At 72.0% G+C, this 19403-nt stretch carries 19 protein-coding genes; 14 read left to right on the top strand and 5 right to left on the bottom strand.

What is annotated here, in order from left to right; genetic code table 11:
* Window positions 1–15 precede the first annotated feature (15 nt).
* On the bottom strand, window positions 16–1014 hold the full coding sequence (locus MXD60_RS03130) for a hypothetical protein (RefSeq protein ID WP_248817399.1): 999 nt from the start codon (window positions 1012–1014) through the stop codon (window positions 16–18).
* Window positions 1015–1243: 229 nt separating this feature from the next.
* Entirely contained in the window at window positions 1244–1603 is a 360-nt protein-coding gene (locus MXD60_RS03125) for a hydrogenase assembly protein HupF (protein WP_248817398.1), read from the bottom strand.
* Between the two features lie 133 nt (window positions 1604–1736).
* Between MXD60_RS03125 and MXD60_RS03120 the strand changes: the two genes are divergently transcribed.
* From MXD60_RS03120 to MXD60_RS03095, 6 genes are all read left to right on the top strand, one after another.
* A complete protein-coding gene (locus MXD60_RS03120) occupies window positions 1737–2696 on the top strand; it encodes an NAD-dependent protein deacetylase (protein ID WP_518467243.1) in 960 nt (319 codons plus the stop codon).
* A 17-nt stretch (window positions 2697–2713) separates the two neighbouring features.
* A complete protein-coding gene (locus MXD60_RS03115) occupies window positions 2714–3406 on the top strand; it encodes a GNAT family N-acetyltransferase (RefSeq protein ID WP_248817396.1) in 693 nt (230 codons plus the stop codon).
* Window positions 3407–3553: 147 nt separating this feature from the next.
* The gene (locus tag MXD60_RS03110) at window positions 3554–5089 is read left to right on the top strand and encodes an AlkA N-terminal domain-containing protein (RefSeq protein ID WP_248817395.1); all 1536 of its coding nucleotides are present in this window, start codon (window positions 3554–3556) and stop codon (window positions 5087–5089) included.
* Entirely contained in the window at window positions 5089–5631 is a 543-nt protein-coding gene (locus MXD60_RS03105) for a methylated-DNA--[protein]-cysteine S-methyltransferase (protein ID WP_248817412.1), read from the top strand. Before MXD60_RS03110 ends, MXD60_RS03105 begins: the two co-directional genes overlap by 1 nt.
* An 89-nt stretch (window positions 5632–5720) precedes the next feature.
* Window positions 5721–6380 (top strand): 2OG-Fe(II) oxygenase, encoded by a 660-nt coding sequence (locus MXD60_RS03100; protein WP_248817394.1) that lies wholly within the window; start codon window positions 5721–5723, stop codon window positions 6378–6380.
* A 160-nt stretch (window positions 6381–6540) separates the two neighbouring features.
* Entirely contained in the window at window positions 6541–6804 is a 264-nt protein-coding gene (locus tag MXD60_RS03095; RefSeq protein WP_248817393.1) for a UBP-type zinc finger domain-containing protein, read from the top strand.
* Between the two features lie 118 nt (window positions 6805–6922).
* Here MXD60_RS03095 and MXD60_RS03090 read toward each other — a convergent pair whose 3' ends face one another.
* Together MXD60_RS03090 and MXD60_RS03085 are read right to left on the bottom strand one after the other, a co-directional pair.
* Window positions 6923–8137, bottom strand: coding sequence for an RtcB family protein (locus MXD60_RS03090; protein ID WP_248817392.1), 1215 nt, complete (start codon window positions 8135–8137; stop codon window positions 6923–6925).
* Between the two features lie 315 nt (window positions 8138–8452).
* Window positions 8453–8794, bottom strand: coding sequence for a protealysin inhibitor emfourin (locus tag MXD60_RS03085; RefSeq protein WP_248817391.1), 342 nt, complete (start codon window positions 8792–8794; stop codon window positions 8453–8455).
* 574 nt (window positions 8795–9368) lie between these two features.
* Between MXD60_RS03085 and MXD60_RS03080 the strand changes: the two genes are divergently transcribed.
* The 4 genes from MXD60_RS03080 to MXD60_RS03060 all read left to right on the top strand — a co-directional run bounded on the left by MXD60_RS03080 (window position 9369) and on the right by MXD60_RS03060 (window position 15621).
* The gene (locus MXD60_RS03080; protein WP_248817390.1) at window positions 9369–10694 is read left to right on the top strand and encodes a thiamine pyrophosphate-dependent enzyme; all 1326 of its coding nucleotides are present in this window, start codon (window positions 9369–9371) and stop codon (window positions 10692–10694) included.
* 105 nt (window positions 10695–10799) lie between these two features.
* Entirely contained in the window at window positions 10800–12941 is a 2142-nt protein-coding gene (fxsT, locus tag MXD60_RS03070; protein ID WP_283097675.1) for an FxSxx-COOH system tetratricopeptide repeat protein, read from the top strand.
* 186 nt (window positions 12942–13127) lie between these two features.
* Entirely contained in the window at window positions 13128–14660 is a 1533-nt protein-coding gene (locus MXD60_RS03065; protein ID WP_248817389.1) for an aldehyde dehydrogenase family protein, read from the top strand.
* A 490-nt stretch (window positions 14661–15150) separates the two neighbouring features.
* On the top strand, window positions 15151–15621 hold the full coding sequence (locus tag MXD60_RS03060; RefSeq protein ID WP_248817388.1) for an LppP/LprE family lipoprotein: 471 nt from the start codon (window positions 15151–15153) through the stop codon (window positions 15619–15621).
* A gap of 68 nt (window positions 15622–15689) precedes the next feature.
* Here MXD60_RS03060 and mce read toward each other — a convergent pair whose 3' ends face one another.
* Window positions 15690–16115: a methylmalonyl-CoA epimerase gene (mce, locus tag MXD60_RS03055; RefSeq protein ID WP_248817387.1), complete on the bottom strand. Its 426-nt coding sequence runs from the start codon at window positions 16113–16115 to the stop codon at window positions 15690–15692.
* 309 nt (window positions 16116–16424) lie between these two features.
* Between mce and MXD60_RS03050 the strand changes: the two genes are divergently transcribed.
* From MXD60_RS03050 to MXD60_RS03035, 4 genes are all read left to right on the top strand, one after another.
* Window positions 16425–16859, top strand: coding sequence for a MerR family transcriptional regulator (locus MXD60_RS03050; protein ID WP_283097674.1), 435 nt, complete (start codon window positions 16425–16427; stop codon window positions 16857–16859).
* A gap of 70 nt (window positions 16860–16929) precedes the next feature.
* Entirely contained in the window at window positions 16930–17892 is a 963-nt protein-coding gene (locus MXD60_RS03045) for a MerR family transcriptional regulator (protein WP_308222349.1), read from the top strand.
* Window positions 17893–18036: 144 nt separating this feature from the next.
* On the top strand, window positions 18037–18732 hold the full coding sequence (locus MXD60_RS03040) for a ClpP family protease (protein WP_283097672.1): 696 nt from the start codon (window positions 18037–18039) through the stop codon (window positions 18730–18732).
* Window positions 18729–19376, top strand: coding sequence for an ATP-dependent Clp protease proteolytic subunit (locus MXD60_RS03035; RefSeq protein ID WP_248817384.1), 648 nt, complete (start codon window positions 18729–18731; stop codon window positions 19374–19376). Before MXD60_RS03040 ends, MXD60_RS03035 begins: the two co-directional genes overlap by 4 nt.
* The last annotated feature ends 27 nt before the right edge of the window (window positions 19377–19403 follow it).

Below are 19403 nucleotides of genomic sequence, written 5' to 3'. Positions count from 1 at the left end.
CGTCCCGGGTGCGGCTCACGCGCCGGCGGACGGGCGGACGACCGCCGGACCGGGGTCGTCGGCCAGTCTGACCGGGCAGAACAGCACCGCGGACCGCCCACCGGCCGTGTCGATCACGACCGGCCACAGGCCGTCGTTGCGGCATTCGCGCGCCGTCTGCATGGCCCACTCGGGCGGGTCGGTCACCGAGACGAAGGCGCCCTGGTCCGTGGAGACGATGACATGCGCACCCACCAGGGCATGGCGCATGGCCCGTTCGCGCGGTCCGTCGCCGTCCCGGCCGAGCCGAAACCCCTGGAGAGTCTCGTCCATGCGGGGTTGCCAGCCGGAGGTGTTCACGAGTTCCGCGCGCAGCCGGATGAGTCGGCGACCGGCGGCTGTCAGCCCGGCGCTGAGCCGCAGCTCGCCCTGGGCGGACCAGGTGTCCCAGGCGACTCCCGCCGGTGTCGTGTCCGCCCGGTCGATCATCCGCACCCGCCGGCCGGCCGGTGCGCTGAGCCGCATCGTGCCGACGGGGCGCCGGCCCGCATCGACGCGACCTGACTCCCACGGGTCCGGTCGGGCGGCGCTGAGGTGGGGCAGCCAACCCCGCGACCATCCGCCCCTGATCGTCGGAGGCTGCGCGTGCCGGGCCACGAGCAGGTCGCTGAGCAGCATGTCCCCGGCGACCTCCCGGGGAACGAACTCCGTGCGTTCGGCGTCGAGGACAGCGGTCGTGGTGCCCCGACCAGGCCCGCCGTCCGACGCGGCCGGGCGAGAGCCACGGGACTGACCGGTCGCGATCTGCAGCCAGCGCACCCGCACCCGCAGCGTCGCGTCGGGATCGGCGTCCACCAGACATTCCGCGCGCGCGTATGCCCGATCCCCGGGATGGCCTACTGCGTAGGCCGGCGGGGTGAGCACCCCGGCCACGGAGCCTGCCCCGCCTGGTGTCCCGGGCCGCGCGGCGCCTCGGTAGATCGCCTCGTCGGCGATCTCCACCGCCCGATCGGGCTGCGTGTCCACCGTCCTCATCGGCTTCATCCTCCGTATCGGCCTGCCGGGTCGGCGTCTCTCTCCGATCGGCGCCCGGTGGTCCGTACGTGCTTCTGGTTGGTCGTTCTAGGTGGGTTGGTGTCGGGTTTGCCCGTGTGGAGGGGCCGGGCGTGCTGTCGGGCCCCACGCAGGTGGGCACCACGGCTCTGGAAAAGAACCCCGAAGCAGCTCGGAGCGGGACTGCCGGGGTCCACTCGGGCGGTGTTCCTCACTCGACGTGGCCCGTTCGGACAGCACCAGCCCCGATCCGGCCGATCGCCTCCCCGGCATGGATCAGGATCTCCTCACCGGGCCGTGCGGCGACGAAGGCGAGACCGACCTCCTCGGTGCCGGCGGAGGTTCGTACCAGCGCCAGCCCGCCCGGCAGGCAGCGGACGACCTCCGCCTCGACCACGTCCTGCCGCCGGGTCACCCGCCCTGCCGCGTCGCACAGAGGCGCCTGCGGTCCGGGGCTGCCGGCCGCCACCGCGGCCTCCCAGGTGCCAAGCCGCTGGGTGTTCGCCGCGTCCCCGTCGTCGACCGGACAGGCCCGTCGCGGCCCGTCATGCTGTTCGAGGTGCGTGTTCATCGGCGCGCATCCCCTCTGGAGAGAGGCTGTTGGGGCCAACGTTACGACCGGGGCCGAGAGGTCACCAGTCGGGACGGGTGGTGCGCCATCGCCGCATCGGGCCCGCCTGGAGTGCCCTCCGTTCGGGCGGCACATGTTCGGGCAGCATAGGGATGTGACGGTGGCGCGGATCGACGGTGACACGTCCTTTGGAGAGTTGTGCGCCCTGGTCGCCGCGGGCGGTGTCGCGGTGGTGAGTGGCGCGGGGATCTCCACCGACTCGGGGATCCCGGACTATCGGGGGCCGAACGGGGCACTGCGGCGGCACACCCCGATGACCTATCAGGAATTCACCGGTAAGCCGGGTGCCCGGCATCGCTACTGGGCCCGCAGCCACGCCGGCTGGCGACAGATCGCCCGCGCCGAGCCGAACGCGAGCCATCGAGCAGTGGCCCAACTGGAGCAGGCGGCGTTGCTCACCGGCGTCGTCACCCAGAACGTGGACGGCCTGCACCAGCGCGCCGGCGCACGACACGTGATCGATCTGCACGGGAATCTCGCCCGGGTGCTGTGCCCCGACTGCGGCCAGGTGAGCCCGCGGCACGATCTCGATGCCCGGCTGCGCGTGGCGAATCCCCACTTCCACGTCGCCGGCGCACCCGCCAATCCGGATGGTGACGTGACCCTGTCGGAGGAGACGGTCGCTGGTTTCGTCATGGTGGGCTGCGGCGACTGTGGCGGTAACCGGCTGGAGCCCGACGTGGTGTTCTTCGGCGCCACCGTGCCCCGTCCGCGCGTCGCGCAGGCGTTTGACCTGGTGGAGAACGCCCGGCTGCTGCTGATACTGGGGTCATCGCTGACAGTGATGTCCGGGTATCGCTTTGTTCTGCGGGCGGCTGAGCTAGGCATTCCGGTCGGCATCGTCAACCAGGGCCAGACCCGTGGCGACAGTCGGGCGAGCCTGCGCATCGACGCACCGCTCGGCTCGGTGCTGCCCCGCCTCGCCGAGGCGATGACCGGCGCCGCGACGGCGACAACCGGAGGCGCGGCGGCGCTCACCGGGCCGGCGCCGGTCGCGGCGCAACCGGCCCCCCCGGGGGAACGTCCCGGCTGAGGAGCCAGGATGGGGGAATGCGACTGGTTCCGCCGCCTCCGCCGGGCAATCTGACGTTTCGCGTCGCGACGGACGCCGACGCGGAGGCGATCGTGACGCTCGTGCAGTCGGCCTACCGGGGGGAGCCCAGCCGGGCGGGATGGACCACCGAGGCGGATCTTGTCGCCGGCCAGCGCACGGACGTGTGCGAGGTGAGCGCGGCGCTGGCCAGCTCCGACAGAGACATCCTGCTCGCCGAGGATCCGTCCGCCGCTCTGGTGGGCTGCTGCCAGGTGCGGCGTCGGATCGAGGCGCGTCGGATCGAGTCGCGTCGGATCGAGTCGCCGCCGAAGGAACAGCCATCCACCCGCCACGATCTGGCCCGAACGGAGGGCCCGGCAGGCAGCGCGGACCTGGTCGATCCGGATGCGGCGGCACCGACCGCGGTCGGTGCCTACTTCGGCCTGTTCGCCGTCAGCCCCACCCAGCAGGGGGCGGGCGTCGGCGGTGCACTGCTGGCGCTGGCCGAACAGCATGCGCGGGGAGCCTGGTCGGCCGGCTGGATGGAGATGGTGGTGATCGCCCAGCGGGCCGAGCTGATCGACTGGTACCTCCGCCGGGGCTACCGGCGAACCGGGGAGACCCGTCCGTTCCCCTACGACGACACCCGGCTCGGGGAACCGATGCGAACCGACCTCTACTTCGTCGTGCTGCGCCGTCCCCTCACCTGACCCCGCGACGCGCGCAGCCAGAGCGGCTGATCCTCCGAACGGGCGGTGGCGCGGGGCGCGCCCGGGGCCACACGCGCCCGCGCCGCTGGCGGCATCGATGTCCGATTCCCGCCAGCATCTGTCGTGGGCAGCGTCGAAGCTGGGGCCATGACGACGGAGCAGGGGCGGTTCGACGCCGTGGCGAGCCGGGACGCACGGTTCGACGGCGCGTTCTTCTTCGCCGTGACCACCACCAGGATCTACTGCCGGCCGAGCTGCCCGGCGGTGCGGCCGAAACGGGAGAACATCCGCTTCTTCGCCACCGCCGCCGCCGCGAACGGAGAGGGCTTCCGTGCCTGCCGGCGATGCCGGCCCGACGCGGTACCCGGCTGCGCGGACTGGAACGTCCGCGCCGACGTGGTCGGCCGGGCGATGCGCCTCATCAGCGACGGCGTGGTCGACCGGGAGGGCGTCGGCGGGCTCGCCGCCCGGCTGGGCTACAGCCCGCGCCAGCTCACCCGCCAGCTCACGGCCGAGGTGGGCGCCGGTCCGCGGGCGCTGGCCCGCGTTCGGCGGGCCCACGCCGCGCGGACACTGCTGGCGACATCGGATCTGCCGGCCACGGATGTGGCCTTCGCCGCGGGGTTCGCGAGTGTGCGCCAGTTCAACGACACCATCCGAGCGGTCTACGCGGCCACTCCCGGGGAGCTGCGCGGCTCTCGACGGGCCAGGCCGGCGCTGGCGCGATCGGGCCGGACCGAGGGGTGCGAACAGGCGGGGCTGATGCTGCGGCTGGGCTATCGGCCGCCGTTCGAGATCGCCGCCCTGCTCGACTTCCTCGGCCGACGCGCGCTGGCCGGAGTCGAGGAGATGATCGGGCCATCCGGGGACCGCGTGTATCGCCGGACACTGCGCCTGCCCCGCGGCCACGGCATCGCGGAGGTTGCCGAGAGCTCGGTCGCCGACGGCGAGGGCTCCCTGGCCTGCCGGCTGGTGCTGAGCGACATGCGTGATCTTGGCGTGGCGGTCGCGAGAGTGCGCTGCCTGCTCGATCTCGACGCCGACCCGCTGGCCGTCTCCGACCGGCTGGCCAGCGAGCCGACGCTGGGCGACCTGGTGACGGGGCGGCCGGGACTGCGCACGCCGGGGGCCGTCGATCCGCACGAGATCGCCGTGCGGGCGGTGCTCGGCCAGCAGGTCTCCCTGCGGGCCGCCCGACGGCTCGGCACGGCGCTGGTGGCGGCCCACGGCGAGCCGTTGCCGACGCCCAGCGGTGGCCTGACCAGGCTGTTTCCTCGCGTCGACGCGCTGGCCGACGCGGATCTGGGTGAGTTGGGGATGCCCTCGGCGAGGCGGGAGACGGTGCGGGCACTCGCCCGGGCGCTTGCCGAGGGCAGCGTCGTGCTCGACGTCGGCGTCGACCGCGACGCGGCCGAAGCGGCACTGCTGCGCGTGCGGGGCGTCGGTCCGTGGACCTCCGCCTACATCCGGATGCGCGCACTCGGCGATCCGGACGTCCTGCCCACGGGCGACGCCGCGTTGCGTTCCGCGGCCCGCCGGCACGGCCTCGACCTGCGGCAGTCCGCCCGCTGGTCACCGTGGCGCAGCTACGCGACCCACCAGCTGTGGGCCGCGGCCGCCGCGCCCCCCGACTCGCCGGCCATGACCAGTCCCACCGGACCAGAAGAGAGGATTGATCGGTGATGCTCCACACGACGGTGTCCAGCCCGATCGGGGAGCTGCTGGTGGTGGGCACCGAGCCCGAGGAGGCCGACGCCGGCCCGGCGCTGACGGCGCTGAGCATGACCCGCCAGCGCGGTGCGGTGACTCCCGGACCCGGCTGGCGGCCGGCGCGCGAACCGTTCGTCGACGTCGTCCGCCAGCTCGGCGCGTACTTCGACGGCGAACTGCGCGACTTCGACCTCACCCTGCGCACCCGCGGTTCGGTCTTCCAGGAGCGGGTATGGCGCGCGATGGAGACGATCCCGTACGGCACGACGATCAGCTACGGCCAGCTCGCCGCCCGGATCGGCGCCGGCCGGGCGGATGCCCGCGCGGTCGGCACGGCGGTCGGCGCGAACCCGCTGCTTCTGCTCAGGCCATGTCACCGGGTGATCGGCGCCGACGGGGCCCTGCGCGGCTACGCGGCCGGGCTCGACCGCAAGGAGTTCCTGCTGCGCCTCGAAGGAACGCTCCCGCCCGCCGTGGAGTTCGCGGCGGCCCGGGCTCGGGCGGTCAGGCTGTGAGCCCTGGTTCGTCCGGGGCAGACGAAGCCCGGCGGGAATGGTCGGATGCCCTGGCGACATGGTCACCCGCGGCCGCGGAGGCGGTCCGGGTGGAGCTGGACGAGGCCGGTTATGCCCTGACCGGGCCAGTGCTCGCCGACGCGGACTGCCAGCAGCTGGTGCGCCTGCTCGCGCAGCCGGCCCGCTTCCGTGCCACGGTCGACATGGCCCGCCACCGGCTCGGCTCCGGGGAGTACCGCTACTTCGACCATCCGCTGCCGGCGCCCGTGCGGGAGTTGCGGGCGGCCTTCTACGAGCTGCTGCGACCCGTGGCGCTGCGCTGGGCGGCCCGCCTGGGCCGCGCAGCCCCCTGGCCTGACACCCTCGACGACTGGTTGGCCACCTGCCACCGTGCCGGCCAGCGAAAACCCACCCCGCTGATGCTCAGCTACCAGGCGGGTGACTGGAACGCGCTGCACCAGGACCTCTACGGCGATCTGGTCTTCCCCCTGCAGGTGGTGATCGGTCTTGATGCCCCCGGGTCGGACTACGCCGGCGGTGAGTTCCTGCTCGTCGAGCAGCGGGCCCGCGCCCAGTCCCGCGGCACCGCGCTGGCTCTGCCGCGCGGGCACGCCCTGCTGTTCACCACGCGCGACAGACCGGTACCGTCCGTCCGCGGCTGGTCCGCGACGGCGGTTCGCCACGGCGTGAGCACCGTCCGTTCGGGTCAGCGGCGCACCCTGGGCCTGATCTTTCACGACGCCGCCTGACCGCGCGGCCCGGTCCGGACCGTGGCAGCGACCGGGCCGGCCAGCCAGGTTTGGCGTGGCCCGGAGGTAGGTGTGGGGGCCGTTCGGGTGGTGCATAGTGCGTGCGGAGGGCGGCACAGGCGACCGGGCCGTGCCCGCCGGGCCGCGACCGGAGGCACCGATGACCACCATGCAGGATCCCCACCTCAGCGAGATCCGCGACGTGGAGCCGCTCACGCCCGAGGGCTGCGGCGAATGCCTGCGACTCGGCGGCCGGTGGGTGCATCTGCGGCTGTGCCTGACCTGCGGATCCGTCGGGTGCTGCGACTCGTCACCGGCACGGCACGCCAGCGCCCATGCGGCGAGCCACAGCCATCCGATCGTCCGGTCGTTCGAACCCGGCGAGGACTGGCGCTGGTGCTACGTCGACGAGACCTTCGTCTGACCTGCTTGGTCTGACCTGCTTGGTCTGACCTGCTTGGTCTGACCTGCTCGGTCTGATCTCGCCGGTCTGCTCTCGGCGACGCGGGTGGGGCCGCCGGGTCTCGGCGGCCCCACCACGGTCAGCCCTTGACGCAGAGGACGGCGCGCAGTTCGGCGACGACGTCGACCAGATCCTCCTGGGCGGCGATGACGGCGTCGATGTCCTTGTAGGCGGCTGGGATCTCGTCCAGGACACCACGGTCCTTGCGGCATTCGACGCCGCGGGTCTGGGCGGCGAGGTCGTCCACGGTGAACGTGCGACGGGCCTTGTTGCGGCTCATCGTGCGGCCGGCGCCGTGGCTGGCGGAATGGAACGAATCGGGGTTGCCCCGGCCGCGCACCAGGTAGGAGCGCGTCCCCATCGAGCCCGGAATAATCCCGTATTCGCCATCACGGGCGGAGATGGCACCCTTGCGGGTGACCAGGACGTCCGCGCCGAAATGGTGCTCGGCGGCGACATAGTTGTGATGGCAGTTCACGAGCGCGAACTCGTGGCTGCCCGCGTGCGGCCCCTCCGTCGGTGGGGTCGGCACGCGCAGCGTGGGCAGCAGCGGCCGCAACGCGTCGACCGCGGCGGCGAGCATCGCGTCCCGGTTGCGCCGCGCGTAGGCCTGGGCCCAGTCGAGGTCGTGCCGATAGGCCCGCATCTGCTCGGTGCCGGCGAGGAACACCGCCAGGTCACGATCGGGCAGGCCCGCGTTGTGTTCGAGCGTGCGGGCGATCGCGATGTGCGCCTCGGCGAGCTCCTTGCCCATGTTGCGGGACCCGGAGTGCAGCATGATCCACACCGCGCCGTCGGTGTCCAGGCAGACCTCGAGAAAGTGGTTGCCCGAGCCCAACGTGCCGAGCTGGGCCATCGCCCGGTCCAGCCGACCGGCGACCCGCGGATGGAGCTGGTCGAACGTCGCCCACAGGTCGTCCTGACGCCGCGCGTGGGCGGTCGGCTGCGCATGGCGGGACATCCCGACCGGGATCGCGGCCTCCAGCGCCGACCGCAGGCCGCCAAGGTCATCCGGCAGGTCCTCGGCGGTCAGGTTGGTGCGCGCCGCCGCCATCCCGCAGCCGATGTCGACGCCGACCGCGGCCGGCGACACCGCGTCGCGCAACGCGATCACGGACCCGACCGTGGCCCCGTAACCGAGGTGCACGTCGGGCATGACCGCGACGTGATGGTGGATGTACGGCAGCGAGGCGACATTACGCAGCTGGTCCAGCGCGGCGCTTTCGACATCCTCCGGCCGGGTCCACAGCCAGATCGGATGCGCGGCAGCGCCGAGCGTCGCGACGGGGCTCATAGACGGTTCACTCCCTTGTGGCATGAATGGTGCCGGACGCCGCTCCGGGCCGCAAAGAACAGTCCAGACCAGACGTCGGGCCGGATATGGACAGGAGAACGGGCGGGCATTGCTGCCGTGTTCCGGCCATCCTCCGGTCGGGTTCCGCGGGCCTTCCACCCTCGGTGGAAAGACGGATTCGTCGGCCGCCTTCCCCGAATTGCGGCCGGTCTGGCCGCCATGTGCAGGATGGCCGATCCATGTCCCGTGCGCGAATGAATTTAAGCCGCGCCGGCCGGACATCCGGGGCCATCCGGCGCCACCGGGCGCCGACCCTCATCGCACCGGCCGGCCCGGCGGCAGACGGGGAGCCCCGCGCAGGAGGTCCACCAGCGGCCGCAGCTCAGCCGGCACCGCCTCGGTGAACGTCCGCGTGAGCCGTTCACCGGCCCGGTGGATCTCCAGCGTGTACACGAACCGGTCCACGCCGGACGAGGAGCCGGCTGGCGGATCGGCCGCGCCGGCGGAGCCTTCCCGGACCTCCTCGACGAGGTGACGCAGCTGCGCCGCCGCCTCGGCGGACAGGTCGGCCGTGTCCAGGCCACGCGATACCGGACGGCCCAGCAACCCCCCCGATCGGGTCAGCACCACGCGCACACGGTCAGGTCCACCGGCCATATGGCCATTCTCCCGCACCGCCCGTCCGGACCAGGGCGGATCGTGATCGTGTGTCGGCGCCCCGCAGGTGGCCCGGTCGCCACGCGGGAGGTGCGGTGGACCCCACGCGGCCCGTCCCGGGCCGTTGTCGCCGCGGACACCGGGGTACCGGTGTCAACCCACACACGACCTCACCCGAGTCGAGCCTCGGCGTCGTGCCGGTGTGGCCCTTGCCCTTCTCGTGTCCTGTTCGTGTGGGACGACCGGTCCTTCCCGTCACTGCCCGGTATCGCGTCCGGTGCTGTGTCCTGATGCGGCAGGAAATATTTCCCTAACCTGCCGGGTGCCCTTCCTGCGTGCCCGTTCTCCGTCGGTTCACAATCGGGGCTGATTTTTTCGTTGGTATCCGACGGTCGGACGTCCAGGGGTCTCGCCGTCCCTGGGCGGGTAGGAGTCCAAAGTGATTGTCGTTCGGCGATCCGGCGTTCTCCCAGTACCGGGAGCGCGTAGTGTCCTGCCGGTATACCGCTCCTTTTTCGATGGTTTCCGATCGTAGGACGTCCTGCGATCCTGCGGGTTGGGAGGGACAGTCGGCATGGATGTCGCGCAGCGACCGGAGCCGATTTCCGAACGGCCAACGGCACGGCCGGGTTCGGCCGCCGTGGCCGCGGTGGCGCCGCCGTCACCCGCCGCCGCGGCGGGCCCGGCGGTCAGGACCACCGTCACAATCGCCGGCACTGTCCCGGCCCCCGCCGGGCAGCCCGGCCGGTCAGCGCCCGTGGGCGCGCCGCCGGCCCCGCCCGGCCCGTCCTCGCAGTCGGGCAGCGCCGGCCCGGCGGGCGAGCTCGCCGACGTCGGCATCCAACTGCTGGCGCCGGACGGCACCCGGGTGAGCGACCCGCGGTTCACCGCCCTCGCCGACCACGACCTGTGCCGCGAGCTCTACGCGTCCATGGCGCTCTCGCGCCGCCTCGACGAGGAGGCCACCGCCCTGCAGCGGCAGGGCGAACTGGTGCTGTGGATCCCGTGCCGCGGGCAGGAGGCGGCGCAGGTCGGCTCGGCCCAGGCCGTCGGCCCGCGGGACTTCATCTTCCCCAGCTACCGGGAGCACGCCGTCGCCTGGCACCGCGGGATACCCGCCGCCGAGGTGCTCCGGCTGCTGCGCGGCATCAGCCACGACGGCTGGGACACCGACGCCCACAACATGGCGAACTACACGATCGTCCTCGCCTCGCAGACCCTGCACGCCGTCGGCTACGGCATGGGCGTGCTCCTCGACGGCGCCGTCGGCACCGGCGACCCCGAACGGGACACCGCCGTGCTCGTCTACCTCGGTGACGGCGCGATGAGTCAGGGCGACGCGAACGAGGCGTTCGTCTGGGCGGCGAGCTTCGGCGCCCCCGTCGTGTTCCTCTGCCAGAACAACGGCTGGGCCATCTCCACGCCGACGAGCCGCCAGTCGCCGGTGCGGCTGTCCCGGCGCGCCGACGGGTTCGGCTTCCCGGGCCTGCGCGTCGACGGCAACGACGTGCTCGCCATGCACGCCGTCACCAGCTGGGCGCTGGCCCACGCCCGCTCCGGCGGCGGCCCGGTCCTCATAGAGGCCAGCACCTACCGGATGGCCCCGCACACCACCTCCGACGACGCGACCCGCTACCAGCCCGCCGACGAGGTCGCCGCCTGGGCGGCCCGTGACCCGATCGAACGGCTGCGCCGCATGCTCGCCCGCGACGTGTCCGCCGGCTGGTTCGACGAGGTCCGCGCCGGCGCCGACGACGCCGCCGCCGACCTGCGCCGCGCCTGCCTGGCCCTGGACCCGCCGCCCCCCGCCACCCTGTTCGGCCACGTCAGCGCCGAGGAGACCCCCGACCAGCGCGCCCAACGCGAATGGTTCACCACCTACCGCGACTCGTTCCTGTAAGCCGACCCTCCGGCGCTGCCCGGCCGCACCCGTCAGCACGTCACGCCCGCTGATTTCCCCGCCAACCAGAAGCCGAACGGCGATGTTTTGTGCCGATAAGTGGTGATGCAGACTGTCCGCGTGGCTGGCGGAGACGTCGTGGGCGGCGACGAGCGAGACTTCTTCGTGTCGTACACGGCGGTCGATCGGCCGTGGGCGGAGTGGATCGCGTGGGTCCTGGAGGAGGCTGGCTTCTCCGTCCTCGTCCAGGCGTGGGACTTCCCGCCCGGGGTGAACTGGGTCGCGGGAATGGACGAGGGGGTGTCCCGGTCCCGGCGGACGGTGGCGGTGCTCTCGGCGAACTACACGCGGTCGGTGTACGGCAGGGCCGAGTGGCGGGCCGCCTGGGCGGAGGATCCGGCGGGCGCGGATCGGCGGCTGCTGGCGTTTCGGGTGGCTGACTGCGAGAGGTCGGGGCTGTTGGGCCAGGTGGTGTCGGCGGATCTGTTCGGTTGCTCGGAGCGGACCGCGCGCACGACGGTCGTGGGCGCCGCGCGCTCGGCGATCACCGGCACACGGGTCAAACCGGCGGTGGCGCCGCTGTTCCCACCTGACCTGAGGACGGTGCCCGAACGGGCGTTGTTCCCCGGTGGGCTGCCGGATGTGTGGAACGTACCGGCCCGGTTGGCGGCGTTCCTCGGCCGATCCGACCAGTTGGCGCTGGTCGCAGACAGTCTGCGGGCCGATGGTGTCGTCACCGTGGTCGCCCTGGCGGGCATGGGTGGGGTGGGCAAGACGTCGCTGGCGCTCGAGTACGCACACCAACACGCGGGCGACTTCGACGTCGTCTGGTGGGTGGACGCCGAACAGGCGGACACGGTGCCCGCGCAGATCGGCGAGCTGGGAGAGGCTCTGGGCCTACCGGCGGGGGCGGAGGCCGCCGGAACGCTGGCGGAGTTGCGTCGCCGGGGGCTTCGGTGGCTGCTGGTGTTCGACAACGCGGAGGACATCGCGGCGGTGGCGCCGTTCCGGCCGGTCGACAGGCGTGGACGGGTAGTGGTTACCTCACGCATGTCAGGCTGGGGCGGGCTCGGCGCGGTGGTGGAGGTGCCGACGCTGGCCCGGTCCGAATCGGTGACCCTGCTGTCCGGCCGGGTCGCCGACATGGACCCGGACACTGCGGACAGGATCGCCGAGCTGCTCGGTGACCTGGTCCTTGCCGTGGAGCAGGCGGCCGCGTTCTGCGAGCAGACCGCCATCCCGCCAGCGGAGTTTGCCGCGATGCTGGCGGAGCGCCTGGAGGACACCGTCGAGCTCGGGCAGGTGACAGAACGGGCGGGGGTAACCGTCGCCACGCTATGGGAACTGTCGGTCAGCCGATTGGCGGTCGCGGACCCGGCGGCGGTGGAACTGCTCGAACTGTTGTCGTTCTGCGGCCCGCAACCAATCCCGCTTGACCTGTTCGCTGGTCGCGCGAAGCTTGTCGGCGAGGGAGCGCTGTTCCAGGTACTCGATGATCAGGTGTCCTGGGCTCGCACGGTCGGCGCGCTCGTCCATTTCGGGCTGGCTGGCCGGGACACCCACACTGTGTCGGTCCACCGTCTCGTGCAGGCGACCACTCGACGCCGTACTTCGCCCCAGCGCAAGTCAGTAGTGGTCGCCACGCTGCTGCGCCTCTATCGCGCCGATCTTCCCGTGGAGATCCAGCGCTCGCCACGAGGGTGGCCGCGGTGGCGCGACCTGCTTCCCCATGTGCTCACGCTCGTCGAGCGGGTGTCCAAGCCGGCCAGGACGCCCGACGGTTCAGATGAAAAGACATGCGCGAAGGCCGCCGACCTGACCTGGTTGTGCGATCGAATCGCCACCTACCTGCAGGAACACGGACGCTCGGGTGAGGCGCTGCCGATGTTCGAACGTGCGTTGGCGATTGCCGAGACGATCTATGGCCCGGGCCATCCCGTCACCGCCGACTGTCTGAGTAATCTGGCCTCGGTGCTGGCGGATCTTGGTCGGGTTGATGACGTGTTGCCGATGTTCGAGCGGGCGTTGGTGATTGCCGAGGCCACCTACGGCCCGCACCATCCCGAGGTCGCTGCGCGTCTGAGCAGTGTGGCCCTGGCATTGCGGGATCTTGGCCGGGTGGCGGAGGTGTTGTCGATGTTCGAGCGTGCCTTGACGATCACGGAGGCCAGCTACGGCCCGGACCATTCGAAGACTCTGACGATACGGCGCAATATCAACGCCGTTCGACGCGAGATTGATCGGTGAGGTCGGGCGGTCGCCAGTACCGCCCGGTGGGCGGGTGGGCGGACGCCGGTCCGGTGGCAGGCGGAACGGCGGCGTCGGTGCATGCGGACCAGTGAGAATGCGGCATTACTCTCGACACGCCAGGGACTTCACAGTTGTGATCATCAAGGGGTCTGCTTTGCGGCTACGTGCGCTGGGACGTTTCGCGTGACTGTCGTCGGCCGCGACCGCGGTGGTGAGCTTGTCTCGGTGAATCCGGTGACGGGGGCGGTCGTGGGGCGCTTCCCGGTGCACGGTGCGGTCGAGGTGGCGGCGGCGGTGGGCAAGGCGCGAGCGGCGGCGGGCTGGTGGGCGAGGCTGGGCGCGGACGAGCGCCGTGCGCGCCTGCTGCGCTGGGGGGCGCACCTGGCCGGGCGCGACGGCGATCTCGTCGCGTTGCTGCACGAGGAGAACGGGAAGGTCGCGGCGGACGCGCGGATCGAGCTGCTGACCGCGCTGGAGCACGTCCGGTGGGCCGCCCGCAACGCCCAGCGGGTGCTGCGGACGAGGCGGGTGCTGCCGGGGCCATTCCTCGCCGACCACACCGCGCGGGTGGAGTACCGACCGCTTGGCGTCGTCGGGGTGATCGGGCCGTGGAACTATCCGATCCTCACGCCGATCGGGTCGATCGCCTACGCGCTCGCCGCCGGGAACACGGTCGTGTTCAAGCCCAGCGAGCACACCCCGGCGCTGGGTACCCGGCTGGCGCAGACGTTCGCCGAGGCGAACCCGGACGCGCCGGCCAGCGTGCTCACCGTGGTGACCGGTTTCGGTGCCACCGGCGCCGCGCTGTGCGCCGCCGGCGTCGACAAGATCGCGTTCACCGGGTCGTCGGCCACCGGACGGGCGGTGATGGCGGCCTGCGCGGCGACGCTGACGCCGGTCGTCGTCGAGTGCGGCGGGAAGGACCCGATGGTCGTCGCCGACGACGCCGACCTTCGCGCGGCGGCGCGGGCGGCGGCCTGGGGGGCGATGTCCAACGGCGGGCAGACCTGCGCCGGCGTCGAACGCGTCTACGTGACCCGCGCCGTCGCCGAACCGTTCCTCGCCGAACTGCGCAAGGCCCTCGACGGCATCCACCCGGGCGCCGGCCCGGACGCCTCCTACGGCCCGATGACGATGCCCGGCCAGATCAACGTGGTGCGCCGCCATGTCGACGACGCGCTCGCCCACGGCGCACGCGCCCTGGTCGGCGGCGAGACGTCGGTCGGCGACATCTTCGTCGAGCCGGTCGTGCTCGTCGACGTGCCCGAGGACAGCGCCGCCGTGCAGGAGGAGACGTTCGGCCCGGTCGTCACCGTGCGCACCGTCGCCGACGTCGACGAGGCCGTCGAGCTGGCCAACGGCACCGCGTACGCGCTGGGCGCGACGGTGTTCTCCCGCCGTCGCGGCGACGAGATCGCCTCCCGCCTCGACGCCGGGATGGTGTCCGTCAACGCCGTGCTGTCGTTCGCCGCGATCCCGGGGCTGCCGTTCGGTGGCAGCGGGGAGAGCGGGTTCGGCCGGGTGCACGGCGCCGAGGGGCTGCGCGAGTTCGCCCGCCCCCGCTCCGTCGCCACCCGCCGCCTGGCCCTGCCCGGCACCACCCTGACGACCTTCCGCCGCCCGCCCGGACTACTCGCCGCCGTCGCCCGCGCCGCCCGCCTGCGCCACGGCGCCACCCGCCGGACCCCCAGCGACGGCGCACCCCCGCCGGCCTGAACAAGACGGCCACGGTCCCTCTCGGGCAGCACGGTCACCGATTGCAACGGCCGACGTTGCCCGTTTCGTCCGATGTCTGCGTGGCAGAGGGACCGCGGTTGCTCCTCCGTATGGTTTCGCGTCCGGTGTGTCCATACCGAGCGACCACGGCGGCGCCCCGGGCATGATCGCGCGAGGCGACGTCGACTACGTAGGGTAATCTCGCTGGTCTGGCTCCGGTGGTGTACCCCGCCCCGCCGGCCGGTGTCGTCCGCGGCCCTGCCCGCCCGGGAGCGTTGGCCCGCTCCGTCGGACACCCCGGCGGTGACAGTCGGGAGGCAACGGCGGAAGTGGTGACTCGACCGCCGGGCAATCCACGAACATCCGGACGACATAGCGCGCATAGCCCCGGTCCTACGGGCATCCGCCGAACCGTGCATCTAGCGTGGTCGGGTCAACACGGAACCTGGGGGGTGTCATGGCTCTACGTCGCGGACTTGTCGTTTCAGTGATGATTGGTGTGCTCACGTTGGTCGCCGGGCTCGCCGGAACCGCCGGTGCTGCCGGTGCCGCATCGGACACGTCGGGATCACCCGCGCTCGGCACCGCGAAGGCGTCCTCGGTCGTGCGGGCGGCCGGCTACACCCCGATCTCGTTCGCCGGCTTCGACCCGGGCGCTGACCTCAGCGTGATCGTCGGGCTGCTTTCGACGTCCGGTGACGGGCACCCGCAGCGGGCGTTCCTGTTCCACCGCGGGGAGTTCGTCGGCAACGACGCGCCGCAGCCCAGCGCGACGATCCGCTGGATCTGGTCCACGGACCGGGTGGTCGCGCTGCAGTACGACCTGTACCGCCCGGACGACCCGATGTGCTGCCCGACCGCCGGTGGGTCCACCGCGCGCTTCCAGTGGAACGGGACCAGCGTGACCCCGCTGGACCCGGTCCCCACCGCTGCCTACTCGGCCCCGGCCAGCCGCCGCTGAACCGGGACGGGGGGTTGCGCGGCGGCCGTCCGGCCCCGCGCAACCCCGATCAGCACCCGGCGTCGGACTCAGTGGCCCTCGACGGCCTCGACCAGTTCGGTCAGGACCCCGCCGAGGGCCTTGGGGTGCAGGAACGCGATCCGGCTGCCGGCCGTGCCGTGCACCGGCGTCTTGTTGACCAGGTCGAAGCCGCTCTCGGTGAGCGCGGCCAGCGCGCTGTCGATGTCGGCGACGCCGTAGGCGATGTGGTGGATGCCCGGGCCGCGCTTGACGAGGAACTTCCCGACCGGGCTGTCCTCGCGCAGCGGTTCGAGCAGCTGGACGTAGGAGCTGCCGGCCTCGCCGCTGGTCACCAGCAGCATGGCCTCCCGCACGCCCTGGCGCTCGTTGTCCTCCTGGTGCACGACCTTGAGACCGAACGCCTTCTCGTAGTGGGGGATGGCATCGGCCAGCGACGCCACCGCGATTCCGACGTGGTCGATCCTGCTCAGCACAACTCTCTCCCTCGCACAGCGGCTCTCCTCGCCTCGCGGCCCGCGCCGCGGGGCGGTGTGCCGACGCCGGCCCGTACCGGCGGCGCCGGGCTTCGTGCACCCGTCGATGAGACTGCCTGGTCACGCTGCCGGCGTCGACCGATGCGGGCCGGTGGCGAGGGTGATCGTAGTCGCGTCGCGCGTTGATCCGGTACGGAGCGCCCGATGGAATAGCGGGCACCGCCGGTATCGGCGCGCTGTCCGGAACGTCGTAGAGTGGTCTGTTATCAGCCTTGCTCCGGACGGCGAGAGACTAACGATAGGGTCACCTTGTCCACGACGCGTCGTGAACCATCCGCACTCCGTACGGCCCGCGCGACCACGTACCAGATTGGCGAGGTGGCCGAGCGGGTCGGGCTCTCCCTGCGCACGGTTCGGTACTACGAAGAGGCCGGACTGCTGACGACGGCGGGTCGCACCCCCGGTGGCTTCCGGCTCTACGGCGATGAGGCCGTCGACCGCCTGCAGGTCATCAAGAAGATGAAGTCTCTGGGTTTCACTCTGGAGGAGATGCGCTCGTTGTTGTCGGTGCGCGACGAGCTGGCCGATCCCGGGGTGTCCGACGCCCGCCGCACGGAGCTGCGTGAGCTGCTGCGTACCTGGGTCGTGCTCGCCGAGGAGAAGCTGGCCACGTTGCGGGCACAGGCCGGCGTTGCCGAGGACTTCGTGGTCGGACTGCACGGCGACGCGAACCGATCGGTCTGACGGACCGGCGGTCGGTGACTTTCCGCCAGCGGGTTGCCGCCCACCGGTAAGCGCGCGGGGGAGTGGGCGCGTGCGGCGGAATGCCCTGACGGACGATCGCAATCGGGTACCGTATGTGACGGAGCGGGCTTCGGCATTCCCGGTGCTGGCCATCCCGGACCATCGTCCGGCGGCCGACGGATGCTGTGCCCGCTCAGTGCTGCCGCGGCGGGGGGCCAACGCTGGTCGCTGCCGTTCCCCGGCGGCTTATGTGAAGATTCGCCGGATTTTAACGGTGTGCGAGTTGCCGTGGGCAGCGGACGCACAGACGCTAGAAGCCAGAGCACCAGCCGCCACGATTACCGTGATAAGGGTTGAATTGTCCACTGCTAGAAGTGCCAGACCTTCGGCCGACGCCCGCGGTGAACGCTATGAGATCGGTGACGTTGCGACCCTGGTGACCCTGTCCCTGCGCACCGTGCGGTTCTACGAGCAGGAGGGCCTGTTGGTCCCGGTCGATCGCACGGCGGACGGCTTCCCGCTCTACGACGATGACGCTCTCGACCGGTTCTTCCTGATCAAGAAGATGAAGCCGCTCGGCTTCACCGTCGAGGAGATGCGTTCGCTCCTCACTCTGCGCGAGCGTATTGGCAGGCCGGAACTGACCGCGGCGAACCGTGCCGAGCTGCACGACCGGCTGCGCACCTGGGTCAGCCTCGCCGAGGAGAAGCTCGCCGCGTTGCAGGAGCAGGTGCGCCTCGCCGAGGACTTCATGATCGGCCTGAAGGACGACGCCGCCCGGTCACTGCGCGTCGACGGCGACCTGGGCGACGACGGCCTGACGGCCGCCGCAGCCGCCCGGGGTCTCGACCTCGACGACTCGTTCCTCGACTTCCTCACCGACCCGCTCGGCGACGGCCCCGACCGCACCGGCCCGAACCGCACCGGCCCGAACCGCACCGGCCCGAACCGCACCGGCCCGAACCGCACCGGCCCCGCCTCTGGCAGCGGCCCCGAGAGCGCGGGCGAAGGGGACCGGCCCGGCGGTCGGTGACGCGACGGCGGGTGGCTGTCTGCCCTCGGCAGATCTGCTCCGGGCAGATCGTCGGCTGAAACGGCCCGCGCTGGGCGACGCTGGCAGAGCCGGCCCCTCGCCACCCACGGCGAGCCCCGACAGGCCGGCGGAAGGACGCCCGCGATGCCCGCCCCATCGACACCGAGCCTCGTGCCCACCCTGCGGGCCGCCGCCGCGACCGCGGCGGGGACCATGGACGACCAGGTCTACGGCCGGCTGCTGGAGAACCGGATCGTCTTCCTCGGCACCGTCGTCGAGGACGACGTCGCCAACGCGATCAGCGCGAAGCTGCTGCTGCTCGCCGCCGAGGACCCCGACGCCGACATCTACCTCTACATCAACTCGCCCGGCGGCTCGGTGAGCGCCGGCATGGCGATCTACGACACGATGCAGTACGTCAGCAACGACGTCGCGACCGTCGCGCTCGGCCTGGCCGCGTCGATGGGCCAGTTCCTGCTCTGCTCCGGCGCCGCCGGCAAGCGCTACTCGCTGCCGCACGCGCGGGTCATGATGCACCAGCCGCACGGCGGGATCGGCGGGACCGCCGCCGACATCTCCATCCAGGCCGAGCAGATGCTCTACACCAAGCGGATCCTGCAGGAGCGCATCGCCGCCCACAGCGGGCACACGGTCGAGCAGATCGAAGCGGACTCCGACCGCGACCGCTGGTTCACCGCCACGGAGGCCCGCGACTACGGCCTGGTGGACCATGTCGTGCGGCGCGTCGACGAGGTGCCCGGCGGGAAGGCCGGCGGCATCGGCCCGCGGCGCCGCTCGACCACCCGTGCCGGCTTCGGTGACGCCGGGAGCGCCCGGTGAACGCCGGCTGGCAGGCACCGTCCGCCCGGCAGGTGCTGCCGAACATCGTCGAGCGCACCTCCCGCGGCGAGTACGCGATGGATCCGTACTCGAAGCTGCTCAAGGAGCGGATCGTCTTCCTGGGTGTGCAGATCGACGACGTGTCGGCGAACGACGTGATGGCGCAGTTGTTGTTCCTGGAGTCGGAGGATCCCGACCGGGACATCTCGATCTACATCAACTCGCCGGGTGGGTCGTTCACGTCGTTGACGGCGATCTACGACACGATGCAGTTCGTGCGGCCGGACATCTCGACGATCTGCATGGGGCAGGCGGCGTCGGCGGCGGCGGTGCTGCTCGCGGCGGGTACGCCGGGCAAGCGGTTCGCGCTGGAGCACAGCCGGATCCTGATCCACCAGCCGTCCGCGCAGGGCGAGGGCCAGTCCAGCGACCTGGAGATCCAGGCCCGGGAGATCATGCGGATCCGGGACCTGCAGGAGGCGATCCTCGCCCGCCACACCGGCCGCGACGAGGCGGCGATCCGCCGCGACACCGAACGCGACAAGATCTTCAGTGCCGCGGCGGCCAAGGACTACGGCCTCGTCGACGAGGTGATCGCCAGCCGGAAGACCTCGGCGCTGGCGCGAGCCCGCGGAACTGCCTGATCTGGGCGCCGGGCAACGTGTTGCTCC

Origin of the sequence: Frankia sp. AgB32 (assembly GCF_023243045.1) — a bacterium.
Classification (GTDB): domain Bacteria; phylum Actinomycetota; class Actinomycetes; order Frankiales; family Frankiaceae; genus Frankia.
Note: the sequence above shows the minus strand (reverse complement) of the source record. Positions and strands in the feature narration are given on the sequence as shown.